This is a genomic window from Tenacibaculum sp. SM2510 (assembly GCF_057002845.1).
The window spans coordinates 566,022-583,252 of the sequence record NZ_CP192703.1 but is presented as its reverse complement, the minus strand read 5'-3'; the positions used below and the strand labels follow the sequence as shown (position 1 = coordinate 583,252).

Genomic DNA, 17,231 nt, shown 5'->3' with positions numbered 1-17,231 from the left:
CGTTTTTTTGTACCTTTCAAAATGTAAAAAACGAATTCGCATGCAATTAGAAAAATCAACGCTTCAATTTTTAAAAAACTTAAAAGAAAACAACAATCGCGATTGGTTTGCAGCACAAAAAGATGCTTTTAAAGAAGTACAAGACTATGCAAAAGGTTTTTACGCACAAATAAGAGAAGATTTAGAAAAACACGACGAAATAGATAAATTTAAGCTATTCAGAATTTATCGAGATGTTCGTTTTTCGAAAGATAAAACACCATATCAACCACATTTTGCTGGTTCTTTTTCTAGAAAAGGAAAACATTTACGTGGAGGTTATTACTTACGTATTCGTCCGGGAGAAAGTTTTTTAGCTGGCGGATTTTGGGAACCGAATAAAGAAGATTTATTGCGTATTCGAAAAGAAATAGAAATGGATGCCTCTGATTTTAGAGACATTTTAAAAGATCCGGAATTTATAAAGAATTTTGGAGCTAAATTCGAAGGAGCTGAATTGAAATCTGCACCAAGAGGATTCGATAAAAACCATCCAGATATCGATTTATTGCGAAAAAAAGGATTTATTGCAGTTCGTAATTTTACAGATCAAGAAGTGCTATCTAAAGAATTTTTATCCGAAGTAAATACCTCTTTTAAAGCTTTACGTCCTTTTTTTAACTTAATGAGCGATGTGTTAACTACAAATTTAAACGGAGAAAGCTTAATTTAAACGGCGCTTAACTTCTTTCCTTAAGTATAAATAAGTAACTAAAGTTGCTAATACATCAGCAATAGGAAAAGACATCCACACACCATTTATACCATAAAATTTAGGTAAAATATATACTAACGGAATTAAGAAAAAACCTTGTTTTAATAAAGTTAATAATAAAGCAGGTAAAGCTTTTCCGGCTGCTTGAAAATAAGCAGAACCTATTAATTGTATTGTAATTACAGGGGTTGCTAAAAATGTTATAATTAAAGCACTAGAAGTAAGGTTAATCAGATGAACATCATCAGTAAAAAGACTTACGAGTTCAGTAGGAAATACCATAATTAATATAAAAATAAGTGTAGCAATTGCCGTACCAAAAGTTATCGCAATTTTTATAGACTCTTTAACTCTTACCGTATTGTTAGCGCCATAGTTAAAACCAGCAATAGGTAAAAAACCTTGTGTTACACCTAATACAGGAAAGAGAGAAAACATCATTACTCGATTGATAATTCCATATACTGCAATTGATATTTCTCCGCCATATTTAAATAGCGTATAATTTAAAATAATTATTAAAACACTAATGGTTCCTTGTCTAATAATGGTAATTCCACCTAGAGCAATAATTTCTTTTAAAATTGAAAAATCAATAATAAAATACTTCGGAATAATTTTTAGCTCGGTGTTTTTAGATAAGAAGAACCATAATATAAATAAACCACTTACAGCATAAGAGAAAGAAGTGGCTAGTCCGGCACCATACATTCCCATATCCATAAATTTTATAAAAACAACATCTAAAAGAATATTTATAATAGCAGGGAAAATTAACGTAAGCATGGCATAATTAGGTTTTCCAACGGCTCTTACCACAGGATTTCCCATCATTGCAAAAGCTAAAAAAGGAACTCCCCAAAGAATAACATTAAAATACTCGGTAGCAGGAGTTAATATTTCTCCTTTAGCACCAAACAACTGCAAAAGCGAAAAGCCAAAAAAGATTCCTATAGCTACAAATAATACAGATAAGAAAACAGTTAAACTAATTTGATTTCCGAATACTTTAAAAGCTTTTGAGGTATCACCTTTACCTAATGCTCTTGAAATAATAGAACTACCACCAATACCAATTCCCATTCCGATAGATGAAATTAAAAAAGCAATTGGTAAAACAACCGTAATGGCAGCAATTGCCATAACACTAATCCAACGACCCACAAAAATAGTGTCGACAATCATATTTAACGACATTACTAAAATTCCTATAGAAGCAGGTAATGCTTGCTTTAAAAGAAGTTTACTAATCTTTTCGGTACCAAAGTTACTTGTAGTTTTATTCATCCTTAATTTTCAATCTTCGAAGATCAGCAATAAAATGGTATAGTAACAAAATTGAAGATATATTTAAGTAATAATTAACATCATTGCTGTAGTTTTGCAAAATGAATTTTTACGAAAAAAAATACATTGCGACTTCAAATGAAATAGATGAGTATAACCATGTTAATAATGTGGTGTATGTAAAGTGGATGCAAGAAGTATCTGCAGATCATTGGTCGTTGTTAATAAAAGAGATACCAAAACCAGATTATGTTTGGTTTGTAATTCGCCATGAGATTGATTACAAACAACAGGGTGTTTTAGGAGATGAAATTACTGTTAAAACGTGGGTTGGTGAAACAGCAGGAATAAAATCTGTTCGTCATTTCGAAATGCGAAGAGGGGAAACACTTTTAGTGAAGTCGCAAACCACATTTTGTTTGTTAGACGCAAAAACACAAAAACCAAAAAGAGTAACTAAAGAAGTAACAAACTTACTTTTAGGAAAAAAATAAAGCAATATCTTTGCATTTATAAATAAAGAGGATGACAACATTTACAGCATTAGGAATACGAAAAGAATATGTTCAGGGATTAAAGGAGTTAGGAATAACAACGCCTACTGAAGTACAAGAACAAGCAATACCTTATTTATTACAAAACGATGCTGATTTTATTGGGTTGGCACAAACAGGTACGGGTAAAACTGCTGCTTATGGTTTGCCTGCTTTACATAAGATAGACACATCAAAAGACACAATTCAGGCGTTAATATTATCGCCTACAAGAGAGTTGGTTCAACAAATAAAAAAACAATTATTTAAGTTTACAAAATATGTAGATGATAAGATTTTTATAGAAGCTGTTTATGGTGGAGAAAAAATTGACCGTCAGATTAATAATCTAAAAAGAACTACCCATGTAGTAGTCGCAACTCCAGGTCGTTTAATTGATTTGATAGAAAGAGGTGAAGTAGATCTAAAAGACATAAACACCTTGGTACTTGATGAAGCTGATGAAATGTTAAGTATGGGGTTTAAATTAGATATAAATCGTATTTTAAAATATACTTCAGGTACAAGAAAAACATGGTTGTTCTCGGCAACAATGCCAGATGAAATAAGAAATATTATTAAAAAATATATGGATGCTTCAGCAAAACAGGTTGAAGTAAATAAAAACTCATTGGTAAACGCAAACATTACGCATCAGTTTGTGCAAACTACAATTCCAGAAAAAGTAGATGTAATTGTTAAGTTTTTAGAAAAAAGACATGCTGAAAGGGGAATTATCTTTGCTAGAACAAAAGCAGGAGCTCAAAAATTAACGAAAGAGTTAAAAGAAGAAGGTTTTTCTGTTGAAGCTTTAGAAGGTGATATGCAGCAAAGAGATCGTGAAAAAGTAATGCGCGCTTTTAAAAATGAAAGTCTTCAAATTTTAGTATCAACAGATGTTGCCGCAAGAGGGATTGATGTACATAATTTAGGATTTGTTGTACATCATCAATTACCAGAACAAATTGAATATTACACACACAGAAGTGGTAGAACTGCAAGAGCAGGTAAAAAAGGAGTTTCTTTAGTATTGATTCTTAATAATGAAAGAAATAATATAAAAGAAGTAGAAAGAACTTTACAAATAAGAATCTCTGAAATAAAGATATAAGTGGATATTATTTACGCTCTTGATATAGCGGGTACATTCGTTAATGATATATAAGGTAAGTACTTTTGAAATTAGTAAAGTTGTTTTAATTTTATTAATTAGATTTGTTATTGTTTTAATAGTCTTTCAAAAAGTTTTTAATATCACAATATGTTTGAAACCCTTTTAAACCTTGATAGTTTAACTACCACAGCAGATTATGTAGGTACATTTGCATTTGCGATAAGTGGCTCACTAGTTGCAATGAAAAAAAACTTTGATCTATTCGGAGTTATTATCATTGCATTTGTTACCGCAGTAGGTGGTGGTATGATGCGAGATGTTTTAATTAATGCACATCCAATAAACTGGATTGGTGATATTAATTATATCTGGACGATTTTAATAGCTGTAGCTGTTACATTTCTTTTTAGAAGTAAAATAGCACCGCTAAGAAAAACCATGTTTCTATTCGATACTATTGGTATTAGTGTATTTACATTATTAGGATTAGAGAAAGGATTAGCTTACGATTTACACCCATTTATTGCATTGGTTATGGGAATGGTTTCTGCTGTTTTTGGTGGAGTCCTTAGAGATGTACTTACCCGAAAAGTACCGTTAATTTTTAAAAAAGAAATATATGCTTCTGCTTGTTTAGCAGGCGGCGTGGTATATCTAATTTTAATGAATTTTAATGTAAATAAAAACCTTCATTTTATAATTCCAGCTATTGTTATTTTTATAATAAGAACAATTGCTGTAAAATATGAATTAGAGTTACCAAAGGTGAAAGATGATGTTTATGGTAAGTAAATAATAGTATTGATATGAGTAAATTAGTTTTTGAAAATTTAGCAGTATTACACAGTTTAGAAGGTAAATCTTTGCCAGTGGGAGCTTGGTTTAAGGTTACCCAACAAATGATTAATGATTTTGCCAATGCTACTTTAGATAAACAATGGATTCATATTGATGAAGAAAAAGCGGCTAAATACTCACCAACAGGAACTACAATAGCTCACGGATTTATGTCTGTTGCTATGTTGTCGGAGTTGATATCAGATTTAATTGTAATTAAAAGCGTTAAAATGGGCTTAAATTACGGATTAAATAAAGTGCGTTTTCCAAATTTTGTGCCTGTAAATAGTGAATTACGATTGGTAAGTTCTTTAAAAGAAATAGAAGACTTTCCTAACGGAAAAAAATTAATATTCAATTGTTTAATAGAGATAAAAGGGCAAGAAAAACCAGCTTGTGTAGCTGAATTTATTTTTGTTTTGATAGAATAAAAAAGCTATCTAAAATAAGACAGCTTTAAAATATTTTAATACTTATGAAAGCCAGCCTTTAGCTTCACAATTTTTACTGTACCAAAGTATAAAAACAGCAAATACTATTACTATAATTGGCATTACATAAACACCAGCACCGTATACTTCAATAGCTCCACTTATAAAAACATTATATACCATCTGTATACTAATAGCTACTAAGGAAACCATAAATATAGGTTTCGCAATTTTTTTACGAAATAATAGAAATACACTTCCAAGAAAACCAGTGAAAACAGCTATTGAGAAAGCAGCCATTGCCCAAGAAGGAGTGTTTTGCGCCATTTCTAATAATTTTTCATCAGGATACATTGCTTTAAAAGTATCTGTATTATAGGCTTGTTGTAGGTATTGATTAACACCCATTCCATTCCATAGTAATGAAATAACACCAATTACCCAAAATAAAGTATTGGGTTGGTTAGAATTTGTCATAAGATTGAAGTTTTAGTTAGTTGCACCTAAAATAAGTATAAACAACTATAAATAAAAATTTATAAGATATGAGCGTGTTGTTGTTTTGATTTCAATATAAAGTGAGTAAAATTTTTATTTAATAAGTAAAAAAAGAAAATTTTTAAAAAAGAGTTAAAGTAAAGTTTTGGTGTAACGATTTAAGAATAGTATCGTCATATAAGAGTAATTATAAAACGAATAGTTTTGTAATTCGTTAGTTTTTAATAGTTGATTGAAAAAGGCTCGTGATTTAAAAATCACGAGCCTTTTGAATTTTATGAAAAGCATCATTCCGTAATAAAATAAGAATACTACTAAAATATTATTTTCTAACTAATTGAGCCATGTAAAATCCGTCAAAACCAAATTTATGAGCCAATACTTTATTGTCTTTTACAAGTGAAAAATCTTTACCATCTTCAGAAGCTAAAAATATTTTTACTTGATCTTGATTTTCAGAAGGTAATACAGAACAAGTAGCATATACTAATTTACCACCAGGTTTTACCATTCTGGAGTATCGTTGTAAAACATCTTGCTGAATTTCTTTAATATTATCTATAAATTCAGGTTGTAGCTTCCATTTACTATCAGGGTTTCTACGCAATACACCTAAACCAGAACAAGGCGCATCAATTAAAACTCTATCTGCTTTACCATATAGTTTTTTAATTACTTTGGTAGAATCGATTACTTTTAAATCGATATTACTAACACCGTTTCTACGTGCTCTAACTTTTAATTTTTTCAATTTACTTTCGTAAATATCCATCGCTACAATTTGCCCTTTGTTTTTCATTAAAGCAGCTAAATGCAATGTTTTTCCACCCGCACCCGCACATGTATCAATTACTTTCATACCTGGCTCAACATCTAAATAAGCAGCTACTAATTGAGACGAAGCATCTTGTACTTCAAAGAAACCTTTATGAAAAGCTTCCGTTTTAAAAACATTGGCACGTTCTACTAAACGTAAAGCATCATCACAACCATCAATAAATTCGGTTTCAATACCTTCTTGTTTTAAATCGTTTTGTAAGTGTTCTTTAGTTACGTTTAAAGTGTTTGTACGTAAAATAACGTCAGCTCGTTTGTTTAAAGCTGCAATTTCTTTTGTCCAAATATCTTCACCTAATTCTTTAACACCTAATTCATCTATCCAATCAGGAATAGACTCTCTGTATTTTCTAGTTTGTGAAAGCTCATCAAACTTACCTTTAATTCTTCTTGTAGGGGTTTCTTCAATTTGGTTCCAATCTGGTAATTTAATACCTCTTAATACACACCAAACTACTAGTAAACGCCATAAATCGGGTCTAGAATATGGAGTTTTTACATCGGCAATTTCACCGTATAAACGTTTCCAACGTACAATATCGTAAATAGTTTCAGCAACAAATTTTCTATCTCGTGCGCCCCATCTTTTATCTCTTTTCAATGCCTTCTCAACAGCTTTGTCTGCATATACGTCGTCGTTAAAAACGTCGCGTAAACTATCAATCACTGCATAAACTAAATTTCTATGTAATCTCATTTGGTGAATTTAAGAGTGCAAAGATAGTTGATTTTAATGTCTTTTTGTATTTTCGTATTTAATGAATTTAAATCATCCTGTAACATACATAAAAGGCGTAAGTGTAGCCCGAGCAGAATTGTTGTATACCGAGTTAGGTGTAAGAACGTGCAATGACTTATTGTACCTTTTTCCGTTTCGTTATATTGATAAAACGCAGTTTTATACCATAAATGAATTGTCGCAAAATACTGCTGAGGTTCAGGTGGTTGGTAGGATAACGAGCATTAAAGAAGTGCAACAAAAAAGAGGCAGTAGGTTAGTGGCAACATTTTCTGATGCTACGGGTTCGATAGATTTAGTTTGGTTTAAAGGCGCAAAATGGATAAAGGATAGTTTAAAAACGGATGTTCCTTATGTGATTTACGGAAAATTAAATTGGTATAATAATATTGCAAACATGCCGCATCCAGAAATGGAAACGGTAAAAGAGTATAAAAGTAAGTTGCAAACTTCTATGCAGCCTGTATATCCATCCACAGAGAAATTAAGTAATAAAGGAATTAGTAATAAAATTTTAAGAGGTTTTATTCAGAATTTATTTCAGCAAGCATTCGGACAAATAGAAGAGTCGTTACCAACGTATTTAATTGATGAAAATCAGTTGTTAGGAAAAAAAGATTCTTTGTTAAATATCCACTTTCCTAAAAGTCAAGAATTATTAGCAAAGGCTGAATATCGCTTAAAGTTTGAAGAATTATTTTTTATTCAATTACAGTTATTGCAAAAAAAACTCATCCGAAAATCAAAAATCAAAGGCTATGTTTTTGAGAAAGTAGGAGAACAATTTACTAATTTTTATAAAAATAATTTACCTTTTGAATTAACCAATGCTCAGAAAAGAGTTTTAAAAGAAATAAGAAAAGATATTGGTTCTGGTGCGCACATGAATCGTTTGTTGCAAGGTGATGTTGGTTCTGGTAAAACAATTGTAGCTTTATTAAGTATGTTAATTGCAATTGATAACGGTTATCAAGCAACAATAATGGCCCCGACCGAAATTTTGGCAACGCAGCATTATCACGGAATTGTAGAGCTGTTAGAAGGAACAGCGATAAAAGTTGAATTACTTACAGGATCTAGTAAAATAAAAAAGCGTCGTGAAATTCACACTGGTTTAGAAAACGGATCTGTGCATATTTTAATCGGAACGCATGCCATTTTAGAAGATAAAGTACAGTTTAAGAATTTAGGAATTTCAATTATTGATGAGCAACATCGTTTTGGAGTAGCACAACGATCAAAATTATGGGAGAAAAATCCGGTAAAAGCGGTTTCCGAAGAAAAAGGCATAGTAGTTCGAGAAAAATATCAAGAAACACATCCTTCAGAGTATAAATTATTAAAAGAAATAGCATTAAAACGTAAAAATAAAACAACCAAAGAAGAAAGAACTTTGTGGGAGGCTTTAAGTGTTAAAAAACCCACTTTTAAATTCAGAAGATATTATATTATTGATGAGTTTATGGTCGATTTTATCTGTTTAGAAAAGAAGTTAATTGTAGAGGTTGATGGAAAATACCATGTTACGCCCGAACAGATAGAGGCAGCTAATTTAAGAACCACAATTTTAAATGAATTTGGGTATCAGATTATTCGATTAAGCGAAAAAGAAATTACAGAAGATTTAGAAAGCGTTATAGCAAAGCTAGAAACTAGCTTAAAAAACCTTTCTTCGGTAAGCGTTGATAAATCTGTGCCACCGCATGTATTGGTAATGACCGCAACACCAATTCCGAGAACATTGGCAATGTCGGTTTATGGAGATTTAGATATTTCGGTAATTGATGAATTACCTCCTGGTCGTAAAGAAATTAAAACCGTGCATCGTTATGACAGCAACCGTTTAAGTGTTTTTAAGTTTTTAAAGGATGAGATAAATAAAGGACGTCAAGCATATGTTGTGTATCCTTTAATTCAAGAATCTGAAGCGATGGATTATAAAGATTTAATGGATGGTTACGAGAGTATTGTTCGTGATTTTCCGTCCCCAAAATATCAAATTAGTATTGTGCATGGACAGATGAAGCCTGCGGATAAAGAATACGAAATGAATCGTTTTGTAAAAGGAGAAACTCAAATAATGGTTGCAACTACAGTAATTGAGGTTGGTGTAAATGTACCAAATGCATCTGTAATGGTTATTGAAAGCGCTGAACGTTTTGGATTGAGTCAATTACACCAGTTACGAGGTAGAGTAGGGCGTGGTGCAGAACAGAGTTATTGTATTTTATTATCGAGTTTTAAATTATCTTCTGATAGTAAAACGCGTTTGCAAACGATGGTTGAAACTACTGACGGATTTAAAATTGCAGAGGTAGATTTAAAACTCCGTGGTCCCGGTAATATTATGGGTACGCAACAAAGTGGCGTACTAAACCTTAAAATTGCAGATGTTGTAAAAGACGGAGCTATTTTGCACAAAGCACGACAAACAGCTATTCGGGTTTTAGAAGAAGATGCAACGATTACTAAACCCCAAAATGCTAGTTTATTAAAAGTATACAGTCAAATACAAAAAACAAGCGGACTTTGGAGTAATATTAGTTAGCGGTTTTCATATCTCAGATATTTCATTACAGTTTTTTTGAAAGTCTTTTACTTTTAAACACTCTTGTTAACCTACTACTTGTTGGGTATTGTCGGTGTTTTGTCATGTTATTAAAAATAAGCGCAGTAATAAATAATATTAAAGTACCTGTTAGTACAGGTGAGAAAACATAAAAATACCCTAAACTCTTTATTTTTTCTGTACCAATAACAGCGATAAGAGCTGTAGCACCACCAGGTGGATGTAAGGTTTTTGTAACCTGCATAATAACAATAGAACTCGCAACTACAAGTGGGGCTGTAATCCATATTATGTTCGGACAAAATTTAAATACAGTTACACCAATTAACGCTGAAATTACTTGACCACCAACAAAGTTACGTGGTTGGGCAAGCGGACTCTGTATAGCACCGAAAATAAGCACACTAGCAGCTCCAAATGAACCAATTAAAAGAATATTTTCTAGTCGAGGTAAATAAGAAGATTGAATAAAGGCTATTAACCCCAATTCCAAAAAAAGCACCGATAAAAGACCAAAATTGCTCTTTAAAGTCAATTAATGTTTCTTTATATATCTTGAAATTCTAGCATTTCTCTTTATTTTTTGACCTAACCTTTTTCTTTTTTTACTCACTTATATTTTAAATTGAAATTATTTTTGATACGCCTAACAACAGCTTTATATATTAAATAAAAGAGTTCTCTTTTAAAATTTATTCTTTAATTAAAGTATCTATAAAGTTCTCAAACTCATTTTTAAAATCAATATATTTTTGTCCAGTAGCAGGTCCATTAAAGCCAGTATGTATTTTACGTACTTTACCTTTTTCATCAATAAACACTGTTGTTGGATACGAAAGTATATGGTTTAACATCGGCAACTTTTCAGCAGCCTCTTGCTTATTAACACCTTTGTATTGAGCTAATAAAATAGGGTAGTTTATTTTTAATCGTTTTTTTAATCGATTAATCTTTTCGAAAGCTTTTTCAGATGTTTTATCTGTTTCAAACGCCAGCGCTACAAACTGAACGTTTAGGGTTGAATTATTTTTTAAATAATCTACATAATATTTAGTTTCATCTAGACAATTAGGACACCAGGTACCCATAATTTGCACTATAGTAACTTTATTTTTAAAACGTTCATCAGAATAAGAAACTAACTTACCAGATTCATCAGGGAAAGAGAAGTTAAAATTATCGTAACCTTTGTTTAAACTAGTGAGAGTATTTTCACTTGGTAATTTATAATTTGCATTCAGTTTTGCAGTAAAAGGTTCTTTCCAATGATTTCCAGAGTAAAAATTACCTGTTATGGTTGAGTCGGTTACTTTGGCTGTAAACAAGAAAGCATGTGCGCCATCAAAAGTAGATAGCTTTAAGGAATCACCATTTATGATACCTTCTAAATAGCGGTAATCACCAGTAGTTGTTCTAAAAGTACCAACGACTTTGTTTTTATTTTGAGTAAATATACCTTTTGCAATATAACGGTCTTCTTTTTTATTAGGACTAAAAACAGTTTGCCAGTTTCCTGTAATATTATATAATGGTTTTTTAGTTATTTTAAACCTTGATGTATTTTTGGCTGTAGCGTTAAATAAAACAGACCTGTTTAAAGTTGGCTTTACAAAATAACCTTTTAATGACTTGTCATTAGAAATTTTGGCAACAATATAACCTTCAAAAACAGGTGTTTGTATATAAATAGAATCATTTTTATAGGTAATTTCATCTACAATAATAACTTCATCAGCATTATATATTTCAATTAAACTACTAGATTTTACCTTAAATGTAAATGGAAGTTCTTGATTATCCTGTACTTTTAAGCTTGCTCTGTAAGTTGTTAATTCTAATAAGTTATTATGCTTTTTACAAGAAGCAAGACATAAAAGTAAAGTAGCAAAGGCGAATAATTTCATTTTAATAGTCATATAAAATGTATTTAATTTACTTTTTTTGATGGAAAAAAATATTTCAAAATAAGAATGTAATTTTTTATTTAATAAAACGTTATTCTGTTTAATTATAATCAAATATATTTATATCAAACTTTAAACTCTAATATTTATGAAAAAACTATTTTTTTTAGCAACATTTTTTGTTTCTGTTGCGTCGTATTCTCAAATTGAATTTATAGAAACCGCAAAAATTGAAATTGTTGGTAGGGTAGAATTCGTTTACCTAGAGAAAATAGGAGATGAAGCATATAATTTATTTTATAAAAATATAAATAATCCAATAAACGAGTATGTTTCATTTACATTTAAAAATGTAGATAATGATGCCGATAAGTTACATGGAATAATGATTAGAGGTTTTGAAGAGGCCTCAGGAAGTAAATACCAAATAAAAGCAAATGGTGATGTTGTTTACTTAAAGTATGAACGCCACGAAGGGGAAATTAAATTACAAATTGAGCAATATGTTAGTAGAGAGCCTGATGTTTTAACAGAATCTAGACTGTTAACATTAGAAGAAATTAACAGTTTATTTAAAAAATAACAAATTTTATATAAATAAAAAACCCGCTATAATAGCGGGTTTTTTATTTATATAAAACGAAAGTAATTTTTATTTTTTTACTTTATTTTTAAATTTATCAAACTTATTAGCTGTTTTCTTTGGCCAGCTATTGTTAGAGGTATCTACATCTGCTGTTTCAAAATCAGGATCTACAGTAATGTTTGTAATTTCTTTAGCTGAAGAAAACACTCTGTATACTTTAGCGTCATCGTTCATCCAAATTTGTGCAGGAAAAGTTTCACGTTTCTTAGTTCCATCAGCATATGTTAATTCAACTATAATTGGCATTGGTAAACCTCCTGGTTTTTCAAATTCAACTTGATACATAAATTTAGGAACTTCTTTTAACCTAGCTTTTTCATCGCTAGATAAAGTATTTAAGTGCTTTTCTAAAACTGAAGAATTAGCATCTTCTTTATTAGTTGTTAAAAACATTAATTCTCCTAATTTGTTAAAATACTGAGGGTATTTTTTAATTAAACCAGCTGTTCTTTCATTTGGTTTATCAGTTAAATACATTGGCTTAACTTCTTTAATACCTATATCAGTATAGTCAGTTGTATAAAACCATCCTCTCCAGAACCAGTCTAAATCCATTCCAGATGCATCTTCCATTGTTCTAAAGAAATCAGCAGGAGTAGGGTGTTTAAACATCCATCTTTTAGAGTAAGTTCTAAAAGCGTAGTCAAACAACTCAGGTCCCATAATAGTTTTACGTAACATATATAAACCAGCAGCAGGCTTTGAATATGCATTTGGTCCGAATTGTTTTACATAATCTCCTTGAGACATAATAGGAGAGATATTACTTTGATCTCCGCCCATATATCTTGTAATATCTTTTGCAGGGTTTGAAGCAAATAAAACAGGATCATATACGTCTTCAGCTAAAATTTCAACAAATGAATTTAAACCTTCATCCATCCAAGTCCACTGACGTTCGTCTGAGTTTACAATCATTGGAAAAAAGTTATGTCCAACTTCGTGAACAATAACACCAATCATTCCTTTTTTAGTTCTGTCTGAATAAGTTCCATCAGGATTCGGTCTACCAAAGTTGAAACAAATCATAGGATATTCCATTCCTTGTCTTTCTGAGTGCACAGAAACAGCTTTAGAATAAGGGTAATCGAACGTTAATTTAGAATATTCTATAAGTGTTGTAGCAACTGCTCTTGTAGAGTGCTCTTCCCATAAAGGATTTCCTTCTTTAGGATATAAAGAAACAGCCATTACCGTTTTACCATTAATATTGGTTGCCATAGCATCCCAAATATATTTTCTTGATGAAGCAAATGCATAATCACGTACACTGTTTGCTTTATAGTGCCAAGTTTTTGTTTTTGTAGCACGTCCTTTTTCAGTTACTTCAGCTTCAGCTTGTGTAACAATCATTACAGGGTTTTTATAAGATTTTCTAGCTTTTTCTAAACGGTTACGTTGTTCTTTTGTTAAAACATCTTTTTCGTTTTGTAACTCACCAGTAGCTTCCATAATATGATCTGCAGGTACTGTAATTTTAACATCGTAATCCCCAAACTCTAAAGCAAATTCAGAACGACCCCAAAACTGCATATTTTGCCACCCTTCAACATTATCATAAACGGCTAAACGTGGAAAAAACTGAGCAATTGTATAATTTTTGTTTCCATCAGGAAATGTTTCTAATCCAGAACGACCTCCGTCTGCATTAATATCGTTAATTAAATAGTTCCACTTTATTTTAAATTTAAATACATCACCAGAAGCCAAAGGTGTAGGTAAATTAATACGCATCATAGTACGATTAATTGTGTGAGGTAAATCTCTACCGTCTTCATATTTAACCGCTTCAATTTTGTATCCAAAATCTTTAGCTTCATCCATATTAGTACTTACAAACTGCTTTGGTGTTTGAAAATTACCAACTCCTTTAGATTGAGCTAACGGAGTTTTAGAGTCTGGAGCACGCATGTTTTGGTCTAACTGTACCCATAAATACTCTAAAGCATCTTTAGAATTGTTATGGTATGTAATTGTTTCGTTACCATAAATTCTATCATTTTGTTCGTCTAAACGAATGTCCATTACATAATCAACTTTTTGTTGTGTGTATTGGTGTCCAGGCGCTCCAGAAGCAGTTCTTTGGTCGTTTGGAGTTGCTAATACGTCTTTTAGTTGACGGAATTTGTTTTGATCGGTATGACCTTTTTGAGGCTCTTTTTTAGGAGTTTCTTGTGCAAATATTGATGCAGAAACAAAAAGAGCTGAAAGTAATAGCCCAGCGTATTTTCTCATTTTTTGTTTGATTGAGTTAAAAATATGCGGGAAGTTACTAAATTTTGATAAGTAGAAAACAGTGTTTGTTAAAATTTTAACAAACCTTTATGTAATTTAAGTATAAAAAAAACGGTACAAGATAAATGTACCGTTTTCAATTTTAATTATATTGATTTCAACCTTTTACTTTATTCTTAAATTTATCAAATTTAGTTGTTGTTTTCTTAGGCCAACTATTATTTGATGTATCTACATCTGCAGTTTCTAAATCAGGATCGATTGTAATATTTTGTATTTCTTTTGATGAAGAAAATACTTTTGTTACTTCTTTATCATTATACCTCCAAATTTGTGCAGGATATGTTTTCTTTTCTTTTGTTCCATCTTTATAAGTAAACTCAACAATAATCGGCATTACTAAACCACCAGGTTTATTATAAGTGATTTCGTAATGATATTTACTTTGTTTTTTAGAAAAACCTAAACCGTTAGAAGTGTCTTCAGTAAAATTAACAGAATCATCCTCATTTGTAGTTGTGAAAAATTTCTTAACTCCTTCTATACCAATATCAGTTACGTCAGTTGTGTAAAACCATCCTCTCCAGAACCAGTCTAAATCCATTGCCGAAGCATCTTCCATTGATCTAAAGAAGTCGGCAGGAGTAGGGTGTTTAAATTTCCATCTTTTAGAATAGGTTGCAAACGCGTGGTCAAATAATTCTTTACCCATAATGGTTTCTCTTAAAATCCATAAGGCAGTTGCAGGTTTACCGTAAGCGTTGTTACCAAAACTATAAACGTTATCCCCTTTAGACATAATTGGTGCAATTCTGGCTTGATCTCCGCTCATATACTTTACAATATTCTTAGGATAACCTCTTGTAATAGGAAAGTCTTTATCATAATCTAATTCTGCTAACATTTCCATGTAAGAGTTTAAACCTTCATCCATCCATGTCCATTGACGCTCATCAGAATTTACAATCATCGGAAAAAAGTTATGTCCAACTTCGTGAATTGTAACTTTTACCATTCTGTATTTTATTCTATCAGAATAACCTCCATCAGCAAGATCTGGTCTTCCTGGATTGAAACATATCTGCGGATATTCCATACCCATTTGTCCGTCAACAGAAATTGCTTTGTGATAAGGATAATCAAATGTATATCTAGAATATGTTTTTAACGTTTGTGCTACAGCTCTTGTAGAATGATCTCCGTATAACGGATTTGCTTCTTTAGAGTATAAAGATTCTGCCATTACTGTTTTACCATTAATATCAACAGCCATTGCATCGAAAATAAATTTTCTTGAAGTAGCAAAAGCATAATCTCTTACATTAGTAGCTTTAAATTTCCAAGTTTTTGTTTTTTTAGAACGTCCTTGTTCAATTTTTTCAGCTTCTTTTTGAGTTCTAATAATAACAGGCTTGTCGAAAGTTTTTCTAGCTGTTTCAATTCTTTTTAATTCCGTTTTAGAAAAAACTTCTTTTTTGTTTTGTAATACTCCTGTTGCACCTAACATATGGTCGGCAGGAACAGTAATATTTACATTAAAATCTCCAAATTCTAAAGCAAATTCACTTCTTCCCCAAAACTGATCGTTTTGCCAACCTTCAACATTATCATACACACATAATCTTGGGTAAAATTGTGCAATTACATAATTGTTGTTATTGTCTTCAGGAAAATGTTCATAACCAGATCTTCCTCCTTGAGTTCTGTGGTTATTGATATTGTACCACCAGTTTATGTTAAACTTAAATGTTTTACCTGAGGCTAATGGTTGCGCTAAATTAATACGCATCATCGTTTGGTTAATGGTGTGCGATAACTTGGTTCCGTCTGCATTGGTAACGCTTGTAATTTTAAATCCACCATCAAAAGCCTTTTCAGGAAAAGCTCTGTCGTAAAAACGTTTAGGAAGTTTTTTACGAATTTTAGTTGGAGCAATATCTGGCGTTTTAGAATCTGCTGCACGCATGTTTTGATCTAACTGCACCCATAAATAAGTTAATTCATCGGTAGAATTATTATGGTATGTAATTGTTTCATTACCGGTAATACTTTGTTTATCGTCATTTAAAACGATATCCATCGTATAGTCAACTTTTTGCTGTGTATATTTTACACCAGGAGCTCCTGAAGCTGTACGTTGACTATTTGGCGTTGGTAATTCTTCTTTTAATTGTCTGAATTTGTTTTGATTCGTATGTCCTTCTTTAGTAATTTGCTGAGCAAAAGCGGTAGCTGCTACAAAAAAAATAGAGAAAACGAATAAAATATTTTTTTTCATTCTGTTATGTAAATTATTTAATAGTTTTTAAAAGTAATAATTAGTAATTGGTATTGTTAAAGAATGTTAAAATTTTAACAAACCTTTATCATTTTTTTTATCTAAAAATAAACTCTTTCGCTCCTTTTTTATGGAAGTTTTAATTAAGTTTTGTTGCTCAGGAAAATGATTTATTAATACATCGTTTTGTATTTCGATGGTTTTTATATTGGTAATATTTTCAATCTCTAAATAAAAATAAACAATATCACCATCGTATTCTTTACCAATAAAACGATAGGTTACATTAGTGTCGTTTATTTTAACTTTAAAATGTTTTTGTAAATAATTAAAGAAAAGTTCATCAACTTTTTTTAATTCATCTTTTGTAGTTAATTGTAAATCTACGTTGTAGTCTTTATTAATGGCATTTTCTATATCATCAATAAACACATTCATAATCATTTGAACAGATTGTGTTTTTTCTTTGTATTCAATTTCTGTTAAAGAAATATAGTATTTGTGAACACTAAAAGAGAGTAGTGGAAGGACAAATAATAGTATAAATATTTTTTTCATAATTCTTAAAG

The 17,231-nt window shown here is 30.9% G+C and carries 15 protein-coding genes; 7 read left to right on the top strand and 8 right to left on the bottom strand.

All coding sequences use genetic code 11. From position 1 onward, the window contains the following. Positions 1-40: 40 nt before the first annotated feature. The gene (locus ACQ629_RS02510) at positions 41-712 is read left to right on the top strand and encodes a DUF2461 domain-containing protein (protein WP_483706388.1); all 672 of its coding nucleotides are present in this window, start codon (positions 41-43) and stop codon (positions 710-712) included. On the opposite strand, the gene ACQ629_RS02505 is transcribed toward ACQ629_RS02510, so the two are convergent. After that, entirely contained in the window at positions 704-2,041 is a 1,338-nt protein-coding gene (locus ACQ629_RS02505) for an MATE family efflux transporter (protein ID WP_483706387.1), read from the bottom strand. The two genes, ACQ629_RS02510 and ACQ629_RS02505, sit on opposite strands and share 9 nt — an antisense overlap. Positions 2,042-2,142: 101 nt before the next feature. Here ACQ629_RS02505 and ACQ629_RS02500 point away from each other — a divergent pair, with 101 nt between their 5' ends. The 4 genes from ACQ629_RS02500 (at position 2,143) to ACQ629_RS02485 (ending at position 4,956) form a co-directional block, all read left to right on the top strand. Further along, the gene (locus ACQ629_RS02500; RefSeq protein WP_483706386.1) at positions 2,143-2,535 is read left to right on the top strand and encodes an acyl-CoA thioesterase; all 393 of its coding nucleotides are present in this window, start codon (positions 2,143-2,145) and stop codon (positions 2,533-2,535) included. A 31-nt stretch (positions 2,536-2,566) separates the two neighbouring features. Continuing rightward, complete coding sequence (locus tag ACQ629_RS02495) at positions 2,567-3,685, top strand: DEAD/DEAH box helicase (protein ID WP_483706385.1); 1,119 nt, start codon at positions 2,567-2,569, stop codon at positions 3,683-3,685. Positions 3,686-3,835: 150 nt separating this feature from the next. After that, on the top strand, positions 3,836-4,480 hold the full coding sequence (locus ACQ629_RS02490; protein ID WP_483706384.1) for a trimeric intracellular cation channel family protein: 645 nt from the start codon (positions 3,836-3,838) through the stop codon (positions 4,478-4,480). A 14-nt stretch (positions 4,481-4,494) separates the two neighbouring features. Further along, entirely contained in the window at positions 4,495-4,956 is a 462-nt protein-coding gene (locus ACQ629_RS02485) for a MaoC family dehydratase (RefSeq protein ID WP_483706383.1), read from the top strand. A gap of 42 nt (positions 4,957-4,998) precedes the next feature. Here the strand turns inward: ACQ629_RS02485 and ACQ629_RS02480 are convergent, their stop codons facing one another. Then, positions 4,999-5,433 carry a hypothetical protein gene (locus tag ACQ629_RS02480; RefSeq protein ID WP_483706382.1) on the bottom strand — a complete coding sequence of 145 codons (435 nt, stop codon included), beginning with the start codon at positions 5,431-5,433 and terminating at the stop codon, positions 4,999-5,001. A gap of 343 nt (positions 5,434-5,776) precedes the next feature. After that, positions 5,777-6,988 (bottom strand): RsmB/NOP family class I SAM-dependent RNA methyltransferase, encoded by a 1,212-nt coding sequence (locus tag ACQ629_RS02475; protein ID WP_483706381.1) that lies wholly within the window; start codon positions 6,986-6,988, stop codon positions 5,777-5,779. A gap of 61 nt (positions 6,989-7,049) precedes the next feature. Between ACQ629_RS02475 and ACQ629_RS02470 the strand changes: the two genes are divergently transcribed. Beyond that, complete coding sequence (locus tag ACQ629_RS02470) at positions 7,050-9,578, top strand: DEAD/DEAH box helicase (RefSeq protein WP_483706380.1); 2,529 nt, start codon at positions 7,050-7,052, stop codon at positions 9,576-9,578. Between the two features lie 25 nt (positions 9,579-9,603). On the opposite strand, the gene ACQ629_RS02465 is transcribed toward ACQ629_RS02470, so the two are convergent. After that, positions 9,604-10,092 carry an HPP family protein gene (locus tag ACQ629_RS02465; RefSeq protein ID WP_483706379.1) on the bottom strand — a complete coding sequence of 163 codons (489 nt, stop codon included), beginning with the start codon at positions 10,090-10,092 and terminating at the stop codon, positions 9,604-9,606. Between the two features lie 199 nt (positions 10,093-10,291). Further along, positions 10,292-11,515, bottom strand: a complete 1,224-nt coding sequence (locus tag ACQ629_RS02460; protein WP_483706378.1) for a peroxiredoxin family protein — start codon at positions 11,513-11,515, stop codon at positions 10,292-10,294. A 136-nt stretch (positions 11,516-11,651) separates the two neighbouring features. Here ACQ629_RS02460 and ACQ629_RS02455 point away from each other — a divergent pair, with 136 nt between their 5' ends. Then, a complete protein-coding gene (locus ACQ629_RS02455) occupies positions 11,652-12,086 on the top strand; it encodes a hypothetical protein (protein ID WP_483706377.1) in 435 nt (144 codons plus the stop codon). Between the two features lie 69 nt (positions 12,087-12,155). Here ACQ629_RS02455 and ACQ629_RS02450 read toward each other — a convergent pair whose 3' ends face one another. From ACQ629_RS02450 to ACQ629_RS02440, 3 genes are all read right to left on the bottom strand, one after another. Beyond that, entirely contained in the window at positions 12,156-14,384 is a 2,229-nt protein-coding gene (locus ACQ629_RS02450; RefSeq protein ID WP_483706376.1) for a M1 family metallopeptidase, read from the bottom strand. Between the two features lie 157 nt (positions 14,385-14,541). Next, the gene (locus tag ACQ629_RS02445; RefSeq protein ID WP_483706375.1) at positions 14,542-16,662 is read right to left on the bottom strand and encodes a M1 family metallopeptidase; all 2,121 of its coding nucleotides are present in this window, start codon (positions 16,660-16,662) and stop codon (positions 14,542-14,544) included. Positions 16,663-16,728: 66 nt separating this feature from the next. Further along, positions 16,729-17,220, bottom strand: a complete 492-nt coding sequence (locus ACQ629_RS02440) for a DUF6702 family protein (RefSeq protein ID WP_483706374.1) — start codon at positions 17,218-17,220, stop codon at positions 16,729-16,731. Positions 17,221-17,231 lie beyond the last annotated feature (11 nt).